11 protein-coding genes are annotated in these 15141 nt (G+C 71.3%); 9 read left to right on the forward strand and 2 right to left on the reverse strand.

What is annotated here, in order from left to right:
* Positions 1-284 precede the first annotated feature (284 nt).
* On the reverse strand, positions 285-953 hold the full coding sequence (locus NIE79_RS23575) for a DUF305 domain-containing protein (protein ID WP_238680629.1): 669 nt from the start codon (positions 951-953) through the stop codon (positions 285-287).
* Positions 954-961: 8 nt separating this feature from the next.
* Complete coding sequence (locus NIE79_RS23580) at positions 962-1765, reverse strand: thioredoxin-like domain-containing protein (protein ID WP_238680630.1); 804 nt, start codon at positions 1763-1765, stop codon at positions 962-964.
* 97 nt (positions 1766-1862) lie between these two features.
* On the opposite strand from NIE79_RS23580, the gene argS reads away from it, so the two are divergent.
* The 9 genes from argS to NIE79_RS23625 form a co-directional block, all read left to right on the forward strand.
* Positions 1863-3530, forward strand: coding sequence for an arginine--tRNA ligase (argS, locus tag NIE79_RS23585; protein ID WP_238680631.1), 1668 nt, complete (start codon positions 1863-1865; stop codon positions 3528-3530).
* A gap of 1 nt (position 3531) precedes the next feature.
* Positions 3532-4917 carry a diaminopimelate decarboxylase gene (gene lysA / locus NIE79_RS23590; RefSeq protein ID WP_238680632.1) on the forward strand — a complete coding sequence of 462 codons (1386 nt, stop codon included), beginning with the start codon at positions 3532-3534 and terminating at the stop codon, positions 4915-4917.
* Between the two features lie 8 nt (positions 4918-4925).
* The gene (locus tag NIE79_RS23595; protein ID WP_238680642.1) at positions 4926-6236 is read left to right on the forward strand and encodes a homoserine dehydrogenase; all 1311 of its coding nucleotides are present in this window, start codon (positions 4926-4928) and stop codon (positions 6234-6236) included.
* 139 nt (positions 6237-6375) lie between these two features.
* Complete coding sequence (gene thrC, locus NIE79_RS23600; protein WP_238680633.1) at positions 6376-7425, forward strand: threonine synthase; 1050 nt, start codon at positions 6376-6378, stop codon at positions 7423-7425.
* 141 nt (positions 7426-7566) lie between these two features.
* Positions 7567-10845: an efflux RND transporter permease subunit gene (locus tag NIE79_RS23605; protein ID WP_238680634.1), complete on the forward strand. Its 3279-nt coding sequence runs from the start codon at positions 7567-7569 to the stop codon at positions 10843-10845.
* Between the two features lie 133 nt (positions 10846-10978).
* The gene (locus tag NIE79_RS23610) at positions 10979-11818 is read left to right on the forward strand and encodes a polysaccharide deacetylase family protein (protein ID WP_238680635.1); all 840 of its coding nucleotides are present in this window, start codon (positions 10979-10981) and stop codon (positions 11816-11818) included.
* A gap of 11 nt (positions 11819-11829) precedes the next feature.
* A complete protein-coding gene (locus NIE79_RS23615) occupies positions 11830-13074 on the forward strand; it encodes an MFS transporter (protein ID WP_238680636.1) in 1245 nt (414 codons plus the stop codon).
* A gap of 64 nt (positions 13075-13138) precedes the next feature.
* The gene (gene thrB, locus NIE79_RS23620) at positions 13139-14083 is read left to right on the forward strand and encodes a homoserine kinase (RefSeq protein ID WP_238680637.1); all 945 of its coding nucleotides are present in this window, start codon (positions 13139-13141) and stop codon (positions 14081-14083) included.
* Between the two features lie 297 nt (positions 14084-14380).
* Positions 14381-15141 (forward strand): Rho termination factor N-terminal domain-containing protein (locus NIE79_RS23625; RefSeq protein WP_238680638.1); only part of this gene is annotated, 761 nt, incomplete at its 3' end.

Raw genomic sequence — 15141 nt, forward strand, 5'->3', positions numbered from 1 at the left:
GGAGAAAACTCTCTAAGCAACGTAATCGCCTGTGCCACGCAATACGCCCACAAGGGACGAAAAGGATGTTCAGGCCATACGCGACGGGTTCGGCCGTCTTGATCGTCTCGGGTTCCCTGAAGTCGGGGTGTCCCGATCGGGTGGACAGCGCGGTTTCCTGAAAGCCGAGTCGATCAACGGCCGTGCGGGGTCGGTGTGGGCGGGTACATGCGCTCGGCATGGTGCGGCCCGCGTCACCGCCACGGATCGGCGGGGACGCGGGCCAGGTGCGCCCGTCCGGTCGGTCAGCCCTTGGCCTGCGCCTGGAGCTGCCGGAGGTTGTTCAGTTCGGTCTGCTGGGTGTTCTTCATCGTCTGTGCCACCCGCACCACCTCGGCGTTGTCGGTCGCGCCGAGCGCCGCGTCGATCATGTGGATGCCGCCCAGGTGGTGGGCGTACATCAGGGTCAGGAACTGCCTGTCGACCTCGATGCCCTGAGCGTTGCGCAGGGCGGTCATCTGTTGCGGCGTGGCCATGCCCGGCATCAGGCCGTCCTTGACTGTGGCCCCGTCGGACATCCACGACATCGGCGGGTTCGACCCGGTCGGGCTGAGGCCCCACTCGCGCAGCCAGGTCTGCATCGCGCCGATCTCGCCCTGCTGCCCGGTGGCGATGTCGACGGCGATCTGGCGCACCTCGGGGAGGGTCGCCGACCGGTACGCGACCAGGCTCATCTCCACCGCCTGCGCGTGGTGGGTCGTCATGTCCCGGGCGAAGCCCGCCTCGACCGAGGCGTCACCGGGTCGGGTGAGCCGCGGGGTGAGCAGACCGCCGGCGTACCCGAGGAGGAGCCCCACCACCAGCATGATGGCGAGCGCCAGCACGCCGTAGCGCGACGCCGGGGCCCGGCCGCCCTCGTCCGGGGCGGCCGGGATCTCGTCGTACTCGCTGTCGGTGGTCGCCGGAGCGGTCATTGCCGTCCTTACTGGGTGGGCTGCTGCTGTTGCTGGAGCTCACGCGGCGTGGTGCCGGTGGCGGTGATGCCGGTGTTGCAGAGCGCCGTCGGGCCCTCGACGGAGGCGTTCACCCGCAGGTCCTTGATGAACTCGTCGATCCGCGAGTCGTCGGCGTTGTCGACCTTGAGCTGGTAGCCCCAGGCCTGAAGCGAGATCGGCTTGTCCAGGCCCTCGTACGGGCTCATCAGCGTCTTTTCGACACCGCGCACCTTGCTGGCGAGCTTGTCGACCTGGTCCTTGGGCAGGTCCGGGCGGTAGGTGATCCACACCGCGCCGTGCTCCAGGCTGTGCACCGCGTGCTCGCTGGCGATCGGGGCGTCGTAGACGTCGCCCATGCAGTTCTGCCAGGCGGCGTTGTGCACCCCACCAACGGGCGGCGAGTACTTGTAGGTCAGCGGGCCCGACTTGTGCGACTCGTATTCGAGGCTCGCCTTGTCGGTCTTGCGGATGTTGACGATGCCCTCGATGGCGTTGGCCCGCTTGTCCCACGGCTTGGAGCCCTGGAACGACGCCCAGGCGCCGTAGCCGATGATGCCGGCCGCGAGCACGCCGACCGCGACGAAGAGCGCGATCGGCCCCCACGCGCGGCCCTGGCTCACCTTGACCGGGGTGACCGGCTTGCGCGGGCCCTTGCCCCCAGCCCGGGGGGAGCCCGTCGGCTTGCCGGAACCGGCCTTGGCGCCGGGCGCCGGCCGGCCCGCGGCCGGCTTCTTGCCGGTGCTGACCACGGTCGGGCGGCGCTCAGGGCCACCCGGGGTGCTGATGCTCATCGTGCCTCGTCAAGTCGGTCGGTCAGGGGAGTGGCGGGCCGGATGACGCGCAGGGGAGCCGCCGAGTGCCCGAGTCTACCCCCGATAACATGGTTGGGTGACTCCTGCAGAACTAGCCTCGGTCGTCCTTGCCGCCGCCCACGCCGTCTTCGAGCAGCGTGGGCTCGACCGCGCCGCGCTGCCGGCGAGCACCGTGGTGGAGCGACCGCGCAACCCCGAGCACGGCGACTACGCCTCGACGCTCGCGCTGCAGTTGAGCAAGAAGGTGGGCGTCCCGCCCCGGGAGCTGGCGACGGCCCTGGCCGACGAGCTGGGCCGGGCGCAGGGTGTCAAATCGGTGGAAATCGCCGGGCCGGGCTTCCTGAACATCCGGCTCGACGCCGCCGCGGCCGGCCAGCTCGCGCGGGTGATCGTGGAGTCCGGCGCGGAGTACGGCCGCAGTGACCGGCTCGCCGGCGAAAAGATCAACCTTGAGTTCGTCTCGGCCAACCCGACCGGGCCGGTGCACATCGGCGGGGTCCGCTGGGCGGCCGTCGGTGACGCGCTGAGCCGGCTGCTGCGGGCCACCGGCGCCGACGTCGGCACCGAGTACTACTTCAACGACGCCGGTTCGCAGATCGACCGGTTCGCCCGGTCGCTGCTCGCCGCCGCCAAGGGTGAGCCCGCACCGGAGGACGGCTACGGCGGGGCGTACATCGCCGAGATCGCCGCCGAGGTGCAGGCCCGCCGGCCGGAGGTGAGCTCGCTCGACGACGACGCCGCCCAGGAGGTCTTCCGGGTCGAGGGCGTCGCGCTGATGTTCGACGAGATCCGCAGCTCGCTGCGCGACTTCGGGGTGGAGTTCGACACCTACTTCAACGAGAAGGACCTGCACGACCGGGGTGAGCTCGACCTGGCGTTGAATCGGCTGCGCGAGCAGGGGCACCTCTACGAGTCCGAGGGCGCCACCTGGCTGCGCACCACCGACTTCGGGGACGACAAGGACCGGGTGCTGCGCAAGTCCAACGGCGAGTGGACGTACTTCGCCGCTGACTGCGCCTACTACCTGGACAAGCGCGAGCGCGGCTTCGAGCGGGTCGTGATCATGCTGGGCGCCGACCATCACGGCTACATCGGCCGGATGAAGGCGATGTCCGCCTGCTTCGGCGACGACCCGGAGCGCAACCTGGAGATCCTCATCGGGCAGCTGGTCAACCTGCTGCGCGACGGCGCGCCGATGCGGATGAGCAAGCGGGCCGGCACCGTGATCACGCTGGAGGACCTGGTCGAGGCGATCGGCGTGGACGCCTCCCGGTACGCGTTGGCCCGCTACTCCAGCGACTCCCCGATCGACATCGACATCGAGCTGTGGACCCGGGCGACCCGCGACAACCCGGTCTACTACGTGCAGTACGTGGCAGCCCGGACGGCGGGCGTGGCCCGCAACGCCGCCGAGGTGGGGCTGGTTCCGGGCGACGCCGACGCGTTCCGCCCCGAGCTGCTCGACCACGAGAAGGAGAACGAGCTGCTCAAGGCGCTCGCCGAGTTCCCCGCGGTGGTGGCGACGGCCGCCGAGCTGCGGGAGCCGCACCGGGTGGCCCGCTACCTGGAGGAGAGCGTGGCGGCCTCCTACCACCGGTTCTACGACAACTGCCGGGTGCTGCCGCTGGGTGACGAGAAGATCACCGACCTGCACCGCGCTCGGCTCTGGCTCAACAACGCCACCCGCACGGTGATCGCCAACGGTCTCTACCTGCTCGGCGTCTCCGCACCCGAGAGGATGTGACATGAGGGCTCATGAGGCTGGTGCGCTGCACGCGGACATCAACAACCAGGGGCCGGCCTGGCTACGTGCCCCGGCCGACGTCAACGCCCTCGTGCCGGCGCTGTGGCCGCGGTCGGTGACGCGCGGCGCCGACGGCGCGGTCGCCGTCGCGGGCCTGAGCGTCCGCGACATCGCGGCCGAGTTCGGCACCCCGGTGTACGTCCTGGACGAGGCCGACCTGCGCTCGCGCTGCCGCGACTTCCGGGCGGCCTTCCCGACCGAGGACGTCTTCTACGCGGGCAAGGCGTTCCTCTGCCGCGCGGTGGTCCGGATGATCGCAGAGGAAGGGCTGCACCTGGACGTCTGCACCGGTGGCGAGTTGGCCACCGCGCTGTCGGCCGGAATGCCGCCGGAGCGGATCGGCTTCCACGGCAACAACAAGTCGGTCGCCGAGCTGGGCCGGGCGCTGGACGCCGGCGTAGGCCGGATCATCGTCGACTCGTTCACCGAGATCGACCGGCTCACCGCGCTGGCCCGCGAGCGCGGGGTCCGGCCCCGGGTGCTGGTCCGGGTCACTGTGGGCGTCGAGGCGCACACCCACGAGTTCATCGCCACCGCCCACGAGGACCAGAAGTTCGGCTTCTCGCTGGCCGGCGGTGCCGCCGCGAACGCCGCGTTCAAGATCCTCGACGAGGGCGTGCTGGAGCTGCGCGGTCTGCACTCGCACATCGGCTCGCAGATCTTCGACGCCAGCGGCTTCGAGGTCTCGGCCCGTCGGGTGCTCGCCCTGCAGGCGCAGATCCGCGACGCGCGCGGGGTGGAGCTGCCCGAGCTGGACCTGGGCGGTGGCTTCGGCATCGCGTACACCACCCAGGACGACCCGGCGACACCGCAGGATCTGGCCAAGCGGCTTCGCAAGATCGTCGATTCGGAGTGCGCGGCGGAGAACCTGGCCGTGCCGCACCTGTCGATCGAGCCGGGCCGGGCCATCGTCGGGCCGGCCGTGTTCACCCTCTACGAGGTCGGCACGGTCAAGGATCTCGACGGCCTCCGGACGTACGTCAGCGTCGACGGCGGGATGAGCGACAACATCCGCACCGCCCTGTACGACGCGTCCTACTCGGCGACGCTGGCCTCGCGGGCCTCGACCGCGCAGCCGTTGCTCGCCCGCGTGGTGGGAAAGCACTGTGAGTCCGGGGACATCGTGGTGAAGGATGAATTCCTGCCCGCCGACGTGCAGCCCGGAGATCTTGTCGCAGTGCCCGGCACCGGTGCGTACTGCCGAAGCATGGCCAGCAACTACAACCATGTGCCCCGGCCGCCGGTGGTCGCGGTGCGCGACGGCCAGGCGCGCCTGATCGTCCGGCGGGAGACCGAAGACGATCTGCTGGCATTGGATGTGGGATGACGTCACCTGTGCGCTTGGCGCTGCTCGGCTGTGGCACTGTCGGCCAGGAGGTGGTCCGGCTGCTGCACGAGCAGTCGGCCGACCTGACCGCGCGGATCGGCGCCCCGCTGGAGATCGCCGGCATCGCCGTCCGTCGGCTCGGCCGCGACAGGGGTGACCTGCCGGTCGACGAGGACCTCTTCACCACCGACGCGCTTGGTCTGATCAAGCGCGACGACGTGGACGTGGTGATCGAGGTGGTCGGTGGCATCGAACCGGCCCGGAGCTGGCTGGTCGAGGCGTTGCGTGCCGGCAAGAGCGTGGTCACCGCCAACAAGGCGTTGCTCGCCGAGGACGGCGTGGCCCTGCACGAGGCGGCGGCCGAGGGTGGCGGCGACCTTTACTACGAGGCGTCGGTGGCCGGGGCCATTCCCCTGCTGCGCCCACTACGGGAGTCGCTGCACGGCGATCGGATCAACCGGGTCACCGGCATCGTCAACGGCACCACCAACTTCATCCTCTCCGCCATGGACGCGACCGGCGCCGGCTTCGCCGAGGCCCTCGAAGAGGCCACCGCCCTGGGGTACGCGGAGGCCGACCCGACCGCCGACGTGGAGGGCTTCGACGCGGCGGCCAAGGCGGCGATCCTCGCCTCGCTGGCGTTCCACACCCGGGTCGGCGCCGCCGACGTGCACCGCGAGGGCATCACCGAGGTGACCGCCGCGGACATGGCCAGCGCCCAGGCGATGGGCTGCACGATCAAACTGCTCTGCATCGCGGCCCGAGGTGTCGACCCCACCGGCCGGGAGACCGTCAGCGTCCGGGTGCACCCCGCGATGATCCCGCGCAGCCACCCGCTGGCCAGCGTCGGGGACGCGTTCAACGCGGTCTTCGTGGAGGCGGACGCGGCCGGGCAGCTGATGTTCTACGGTCGGGGCGCCGGTGGCGCGCCCACCGCCAGCGCGGTGCTCGGTGACGTGGTGGCGGTCTCCCGCAACCGGCTCGCCGGGGTGCGCGCGGCCAGCGAGAGCGCGTACGCGGACCTCGCGGTCCGGCCGATGGGTGAGGCGTTGACCCGCTACCACGTGAGCCTCGACGTGGCCGACCGTCCGGGTGTGCTGGCCTCGGTGGCGAGCGTGTTCGCCCGACACGACGTGTCGATCGCGACGGTGCGGCAGGGCTCCGCGGGCGGGCCGGCGGGCCGCGACGGCGACGCCGAGCTGGTCATCGTCACGCACGTGGCACCGGACGCCGCGCTCGCCGCGACCGTCGGCGAGCTGCGCGGTCTGGACATCGTCCGGTCGGTGACCAGTGTGCTGCGGGTCGAGGGCGACGCCTGAGTCGTTGCATCATCGACGGGACGGCTCGCGCGTCCCGCCAGGTGGGTAAGCCGGGGTGTGCCATCGACCACTCCAGCAGGCTGGTCCAAGGTGGCCCTGATATTCGGGTGGGCGCGGCGGTAGAGGCGAGGAGAGCGACATGTGGCGGGGTCTGATCGAGGCGTACCGGGATCGGCTGCCGGTCACCGCGGCCACGCCGGTCGTCACGCTGCACGAGGGGAACACGCCGCTGTTGCCGGCGCCGGTGCTGTCCGCCCGGCTCGGTTGCGATGTGCACCTCAAGGTGGAGGGTGCCAACCCGACCGGCTCCTTCAAGGACCGGGGGATGACCCTCGCGGTGTCCAAGGCGGTCGAGGCCGGCAACAAGGCCATCATCTGCGCCTCCACCGGCAACACCAGTGCCTCCGCCGCGGCGTACGCGGCCCGGGCCGGGTTGACCTGTGCCGTGCTGGTGCCGCAGGGCAAGATCGCGTTGGGCAAGCTGGCCCAGGCGCTGGTGCACGGCGCGAAGCTGCTCCAGGTGAACGGCAACTTCGACGACTGCCTCGCGACTGCCGCCAAGCTCGCCCAGGACTACCCGGTCGCGTTGGTCAACTCGGTGAACATCGACCGGCTGCACGGCCAGAAGACCGCCGCCTTCGAGATCGTCGAGGCGCTCGGTGACGCGCCCGACATCCACTGCCTGCCGGTCGGCAACGCCGGCAACATCTCCGCCTACTGGATGGGATACGGGGAGGAGTCGGCCGTCGGCGCCACCACCCGGACGCCCAAGATGTACGGCTTCCAGGCCGCCGGGGCGGCCCCGATCGTGACCGGCCAGGTGGTGCCGGAGCCGTCGACCATCGCCACCGCGATCCGGATCGGCAACCCGGCGAGCTGGACCAAGGCGTTGGATGCCCGGGACGCCTCGGGAGGTCTGATCGCGTCGGTGACCGACCGGGAGATCCTCTCCGCGTACCGCCTGCTCGCCCGTGAGGTGGGGGTCTTCGTCGAGCTGGGCAGCGCGGCCAGCGTGGCCGGCCTGTTGCAGCAGGCCGCGGCGGGCGCGGTGCCGCCCGGTTCCACTGTGGTCTGCACGGTGACCGGCCACGGGCTGAAGGACCCGGAATGGGCGATCTCCACCGCGCCGGCGCCGGTGACCATCGCGAACGACCCGCTGGCTGCGGCCCGCGCCCTCGACCTGGCCTGAGCCGGCCACCGTCCGGGTGGTGATCGACGGCGGGTAGCCGGACGGCGGGACGGGCCGGGGGCGGCGGGGGTCGAGGTATGCGAGTCCGGCACACTTTCGGGTATCCCCGCCCGCATTCTCGTTCAGGAGTGAGCCAGGCCGATGTCGCTGCTCGCCAGATTCAGCCTCGCCAACCGAGGGCTGATTGCCCTCATCGCGGTGGTGACCACGGTGTTCGGAGTGTTCGCCGTGCCGTCGCTGAAGCAGCAACTGCTGCCGTCGCTCGAGTTCCCGGCCGCGTTCATCGTGGCCCCCTACCCCGGCGCCGGCCCCGAGATCGTCGAGTCGCAGGTGACCGAGCCGATCGAGAACGCCCTCCAGGGCATCCCGGGGCTGGACCAGGTCACCTCCACCTCCCGCGAGGGGGCGGCCACCGTCCAGGTGACGTACGAGTTCGGCACCGACCTCGACGACGTGGTCAACAAGATGCAGACCGCGCTGAGCCGGATCGACTCCCAGTTGCCGGAGAACGTCGACCCGCAGGTCATCGCGGGTAGCACCGACGACCTTCCGGCGGTGGTGCTGGCCGCGGCCGGCGCTGGGGACGAGCGGGCGCTCGCCGAGAAGCTGCGCGCGACTGTGGTGCCGGAGCTTGAGGGCATCGAGGGGGTACGCACTGTCGAGGTGACCGGCACCCGCGACGACGTCGTGGTGGTCACCCCGGACCCGGCGAAGTTGGCTGCCGCGAAGATCCAGCCGACGGCGATCGGCGCGGCGCTGAAGACCAACGGCGTGGCGGTTCCGGCCGGCGCGGTGACCGACGGCGCGTTGGCCCTCCCGGTGCAGGTCGGCACCCCGATCTCCACCCTGGAGGAGCTGCGCGGCATCGTGGTCGTTCCGGCCGCGGCACCCGTCCGCCTCGGTGACGTGGCGACGGTCGAGCAGCAACTCGCCCCGGCCACGGCGATCACCCGGACCAACGGCAAGGACAGCCTCGGTATCGCTGTCACCGCGGCACCGGACGGCAACGCCGTGGAGATCTCGCACGAGATCCGGGACCGGCTCGACGACCTGAAGGACGCCTCCGGCGCGGAGCTGACCGTGGTCTTCGACCAGGCGCCGTTCGTCGAGAAGTCGATCGAGTCGCTGACCACTGAGGGCCTGCTGGGCCTGGTGATGGCGGTCATCGTCATCCTGGTCTTCCTGCTGTCGGTGCGCTCGACGGTGGTCACCGCGGTCTCCATCCCGCTGTCCGTGCTGGTGGCGCTGATCGCCCTGTGGATCGGTGACTACTCGCTCAACCTGCTCACCCTGGGCGCGTTGACCATCGCGGTCGGTCGGGTGGTCGACGACTCGATCGTGGTGTTGGAGAACATCAAACGACATCTGGAGTACGGCGAGGAGAAGCGGCACGCCATCATCACCGGCGTCCGGGAGGTGGCTGGCGCGGTGACCGCGTCCACCCTCACCACGGTGGCGGTGTTCGCGCCGATCGCGCTGGTCGGCGGGTTCGTGGGCCAGCTCTTCGCGCCGTTCGCGATCACCGTGACGGTGGCCCTGCTCGCCTCGCTGCTGGTGTCGCTGACAGTCATCCCGGTTCTCGCGTACTGGTTCCTCAAGCCGCGCGGCGGCACCGCCGACGACGAGGCCGTACGGCACGCCGCTGAGGAGAAGGAGCTGCGCAGCCCGTTGCAGCGGGCGTACCTGCCGGTGATCGGGTTCGCCACCCGAAAGCGGTCGACCCGTTGGATCACCGTCGGGCTCGGCCTGCTGGTGCTGTTCGGCACCTTCGGTCTGGCGCAGAAGTTGGAGACCAACTTCCTGGACGACTCCGGCCAGGACACCCTCAACATGAGCCAGGAGCTGCCGGCCGGCAGTGGTCTGGCGGCCACCGACGCGGCGGCCAAGCAGGTCGAGTCGGTGCTGTCCCGCACCGACGGTGTCGAGACGTACCAGGTGACAGCTGGCGGTGGGGACAACCCGTGGGCGGGCGGCGGCGGCAACAACGTCGCCAGTTGGTCGCTGGCGCTCGACGGTGACACCGACGCGAAGCAGATGCGTGAGGTGTTGCGCAAGGAGTTCGACAAGCTCGGCGCCGGTGTGGGTGAGATCAGCTTCGGTGGCGGGCAGGAGGCGTCGACCAGCCAGCTGGAGGTGATCGTCCAGGCCAGCGACCCGGAGGCGCTGACCCGGGCCGCCGAGGAGGCGCGGGCCGCGATGGCCGGCGTCCCGGACGTCGAGGACGTCTCCACCAGCCTGGCCGCGCGGGTGCCGCGGGTCGACGTGGTGGTCGACCGGGTCGCCGCCGGTCGGGTCGGGCTCACCGAGGCCGCCGTGGGGCAGCTCGTGTCGCAGGCGTTCCGGGGAGCGCCGCTGGGTCAGGTAGCGCTCGACGGCCAGCAGCAGAACGTGGTGCTGCGGTTGGGCACGCAGCCGCCGATGACTGTGGATGAGCTGCGGGCACTGCCGGTTGGTCCGGTCAAGCTGGGCGACATCGCGCAGGTCACCCAGGGCGAGGGCCCGCAGCAGGTCACCCGGATCGACGGTGAGCGCAGCGTGTCGGTGACCGGCGCGGCGACCGGCTCGAACCTGGGCGCTACCAGCCAGGAGTTGCAGAAGCGGCTGGACGGCATCAACGTGCCGGGTGCGAGCTTCACCATCGGTGGTGTCAGCGCGGACCAGGCGGACGCCTTCGCGGACCTGGGCCTGGCGGTGCTGGCCGCGATCGCCATCGTCTTCCTGATCATGGTGGCCACGTTCCGCAGCCTCACCCAGGCGCTGATCCTGCTGATCTCCATCCCGTTCGCGGCGACCGGTGCGATCGGTCTGCTGTTGATCACCGGGACGCCGCTCGGTGTGCCGGCGCTGATCGGTGTGCTGATGCTGGTCGGCATCGTGGTGACCAACGCGATCGTGTTGCTCGACCTGATCAACCAGTACCGGGCGCAGGGCATGGGGGTCCGGGAGGCGGTGGTCGAAGGTGGCCGTCGCCGGCTGCGCCCGATCCTGATGACGGCGGTGGCGACCATCTTCGCGCTGCTGCCGATGGCGTTCGGGTTGACCGGTGAGGGCGGCTTCATCTCTCAGCCGCTGGCGGTCGTGGTGATCGGTGGTCTGCTCAGCTCGACGCTGCTCACACTGATCCTGGTGCCGACGCTCTACACGATGGTGGAGCACACCAAGGAGTCGCTGCGGGGTCGGCGCGCTCGGCGGCGCTCCGGGGGGTCGGCGGTGACCACGACGGAGACCGACGAGGTGCCAGCTCCGAACCAGGTTGCGGTGCCGAGCGGCGCGCCCGCCCCGGCCGCGGCCGAGGGTGCGCAGCCGGCTGGGCGGCCCGCGCCGTCGGCCGCGTTGGTGGAGGGTACGGACCAGTTCGAGGTGTTGCGGCTGCCGCGTAGCCGTACCTCACCGCTGCCTCCGGCGGAGCCGACCGAGTAGGTCGCAGCACAGTTCGGAACGCCCCCGGCGGATTTTCGCCGGGGGCGTTCCGGGTTCATTTCGTCCGAAAACACTCCGACACGACCACCGCATACTTTGTGCTACTTCTTGCATACTCGTAGACGGATGGGGGATGTGGGTGGAGTGGGGGGCGATGGTCGAGGGCGCGCGCGGTAGGGGGCGACCCGACCTGCTGCGCCGTGGTCTGCTGGTGCTGGGCGGTGTGGCCATCGGCGCGGTCACGTCCGAGGCGTGGTGGACCACCCATCGCCGGATGCCGATCGCCGGCGGCCCCGCCGGCGCCACCCTCGGTAACGGCCAGCAGGATGTCGGCTCCGGCACGCTGGAGGTCACCTGGTCGGGAAGGACCAACCAGCGCCTGGTGGCCCTCACCTTCGACGACGGCCCGGCGCCACAGTGGACTCCGATGGTGCTCGACACCCTGGCCCGGCACCGGGTTCCGGCCACCTTCTTCATGGTCGGGGCGCAGGTCCGCCGGCACGCGGCCGTCGTCCGCGACCGGCTCAGCGGGCACGAGGTGGGCAACCACAGCTGGGGGCACCGGGACCTGGCCGAAGTGAACGCCGCCGAGGCGTACGACGACCTGCGCCGCAGCCACGACGCGATCGCCGACCTGACCGGGGCGCCGCCGGTGCTTCTGCGCCCGCCGTACGGCCACCTGGGCGGGGCGGTGCTGCACGCGGCGGCACGGCTGGACTATCGGCTGGTGCTCTGGTCGTTGCAGATGGTGGAGCGCGAGTTCCCCGACGATCCGGCCGGTCACGCCCAGCGCATCGTCAGCGAGGTCCGACCGGGAACGATAGTGCTCGGCCATGATGTGGGGGCGCACCGGCGGCTTGTCGCACTGCGGGGTCTCACCGACATGATCAACGGACTCCGGTCGCGCGGTTACACCTTCGTCACGGTTTCGGCGCTGCTGGGAGCGGGTGTGGGTCCGGCGCCGACCAGGTAGGGTCGCGCTCCGTGACGTCCACCCTCTCGGTTCTGACCGGCAATCGGAGCTTCCGCAATCTGTTTCTCGCCGAGTTGGTGGTCTTCGGCGCCGACTGGTTCGTCATGGTGCCCCTGCTGGTGCTGCTGCCGCACCTGACCGGCAGCGGCGTCTGGGGCGCGCTGGTGTTGGCGGTGGACACCGGCATCGTGGCGTTGCTGCTGCCGTACACCGGCACGATCGCCGACCGCTTCGACCGCCGCAAGATCATGATCGTCGCGAACGTGGCCGCGCTGGCGGGCGTGCTGCTGCTGCTCGGCGTGCGGGACGCCGGAACGGCGTGGCTGGCGCTGGTCGCGATCGGCGTGGTGGCGGTCGCCAAGGCGTTCTACTCGCCGGCTGCCCAGGCCGCGCTGCCCAACGTGCTGGAGCCACACGAACTGGCCGCTGGCAACGCTGTCGCCGGTTCGGCCTGGGGCACCATGACAGTTGTCGGCGCCTCGCTCGGCGGCGTGCTGAGCACCGCTGCCGGCCCGTACGTCTGTTTCTGGGTGGCGGCGGTGGGCCTGGCGGTGGCCGCGGGCCTCGCCACCCGGATCCGCCGGCCGTTGCAGGCACCCCGGGACGCCAGCCAACCGCCCCAGCGGACCTGGTCGGCGGTCCGCGAGGCGCTCGGCTACATCGGTCACCGCCCCCGGGTGCTCGCGCTCGTCACTGTCAAGTCGGCGGTGGGCCTGGGCAACGGCGTGCTGACAGTGTTTCCGCTCCTGGCCGGCGTGTACGGTGTCGGCCCGCTCGGTGCCGGGCTGCTCTTCGCGGTACGCGGCGCGGGAGCGTTGGTCGGGCCGATCCTGATGCGCCGGGTGTTGACAAACCGGGCCTGGCTGCTGCCCGGGCTCGCGCTGTCCATGTCGCTGTACGGCCTGTCCTACCTGGGCACCTCGGTGGTGCGATGGTTTCCGCTGGTGCTGCTGCTGGTCTTCGTGGCGCACTTCGCGGGTGGCAGCAACTGGGTGATGTCGAACTTCGCCCTCCAGGGTGAGGTCCCGGACCGGTTGCGCGGCCGCGTCTTCGCCACCGACATGATGCTGGCGACGCTGGCGATCTCGGTGAGCCAACTGGCGGTGGCCCTGGTGGTGGACTCGGTCGACGAACGGGTGGTGCTCGCCGGCTGCGGTCTGATCACCCTCGTGTACGCGGTCGGCTGGCGGATCGCCACCCGCCGGCTGTCGCTCACCGATCCGACCGCCGAGCCGGTCCCGAACCCGGCCGGCTGAACTCGGCGGTCCCAGGCAGCGGGCGCGGGGCCGGTTCGTCGGTCCCGAGCCCTAGCATGAGCGCGTGCCGACGAACTTCACCCCCGAGCCGGTCCGGGTCCGGGTCCCCGCGACCAGCGCCAACCTGGGTCCAGGCTTCGACGCGCTGGGCCTCGCCCTCGGGCTCTACGACGACGTGGCCGCCGAGGTCGCCTCGGGTGGTGTCCGGGTGGCAGTGACCGGGCAGGGCGCCGGCGAGCTGCCCGACGACGACCGGCACCTGGTGGTGCGGGCGATGCGTGCCGCGTTCGACGTGCTCGGGGCCCACCCCGCAGGGCTGAGCGTGGAGTGCGTCAACCGGATCCCCCAGGCACGTGGGTTGGGCTCCTCGTCCGCGGCGATCGTCGCCGGAGTGCTGCTGGCCCGTGCCCTGGTCGTCGATGGTGAGCACCGCCTCGACGACGCCGGGGCGCTGCGGTTGGCCGCCGAGATCGAGGGTCACCCGGACAATGTGGCGCCGTGCCTGCTCGGCGGTTTCACAGTGGCCTGGTCCGAGCCGGGCGGCGCCCGGGCGGTCTCCCTGCCGGTCGCCGCCGCGGTGCGGCCCACCGTTTTCGTTCCGGCGGAACGCGGTTTGACAGCGACCGCGCGGGCGGCTCTGCCGGCAACAGTGCCGCACGGTGACGCCGCGTTGACCGCCGGGCGGGCAGCGCTGCTGGTGCACGCGCTCACCACGGACCCGACCCTGCTGCTGCCGGCCACCGTCGACCGGCTCCATCAGGATTACCGCGCAGCCGGGATGCAGGGCACATCTGCCCTGGTCAGCGCGTTGCGAGCGGCCGATGTGGCAGCTGTGGTCAGTGGGGCGGGGCCGACTGTGCTGGCGCTCAGCGAGCCTCCAGCGGGCTTCCCAGTGGGAACAGACTGGGAGATCTGGCAGTTACCGATAGACGTCAGCGGCGCGAGGGTTGCGCGGGGTAGACTTGGACACGCCGAGCGGGACCCTGTTGCCGCAGGTCGGAAGAGTTGATTACGCTCTAGACCTAGCACAGCCGCGAAGCACGCGATCTCCTGCGGGGCGGCGCACCCCCGAAGCTCTCGGCGGTCAGCCCGTCTACCCCTGCCAAAGGCCCACGCCGCACCGCAGTTTCCACAGGTCGCCGCAGACGGCGAGACCTGCTCACCGACGTTGGTGAGTCGGGATACCGACCGGCTGCTGTGTCACAGACTCCCGCGACGCGTCCTTGCGAGGCGGGTGCACCGAGGCCGCCCGGCCACCTGAGCTCCGACTCCGGGCAGTCCCGGCCTTATCGAGGGAAGGAATCCATTGAGCGACACCACCGACGTGACGTCGGATGTTTCCAACGTCGCTGGCGATGCCACCGCCGCCGCTCCCGCCCGTCGTCGGCGTAGCGGCACCGGTCTGTCGGCGATGCTGCTGCCAGAGCTGCAAAGCCTGGCTGCGTCGCTCGGCATCTCCGGCACGGCTCGCATGCGCAAGGGCGAGCTGATCGCCGCGATTTCCGAGCGGCAGGGCGGCAACGCCGCCGGGACCCCTCGACCACGGGCCGAGGTCGCGGCCGCGGCCGCCCCGACCCGTGAGGGAGTGCGCGCCGAGGTGCGGGAGACCGCCGACCGGCCGGCAGCCGAAGGACGCGGTGCCGAGCAGGCGCCGGCCGAGCCGGCCGCCGAGACCGAGGGCCGTAGCCGCACCCGGCGGAGCCGGACCGCAACGGCGGAGGCCCGTGCCACCGAGGCGCGCCCCGCTGAGGGGCGTGCGACCGAGGGGCGTGCGACCGAGACGCGTGCGACCGAGACGCGTACCGACGAGGCGGAAGCCGGCGAGCGGGCCGACCGTGGCGAGAACCGCCGCGACCGGGCCGAGCGTCCGGAGCGCGCCGAGCGGACCGAGCGGGGCGAGCGGACCGAGCGTGCCGACCGGGGCGAGCGGACCGAGCGTGCCGACCGGGGCGAGCGGACCACCGAGCGGGGCGAGCGGACCACCGAGCGTGCCGATCGGGGCGAGCGTGCCGAGCGTGCCGATCGGGGCGAGCGCAACGATCGGGGCGAGCGTGCCGGATCGGGGCG

Origin of the sequence: Micromonospora trifolii (genome assembly GCF_022229005.1) — a bacterium.
In the GTDB taxonomy this organism is placed as follows: domain Bacteria; phylum Actinomycetota; class Actinomycetes; order Mycobacteriales; family Micromonosporaceae; genus Micromonospora; species Micromonospora trifolii.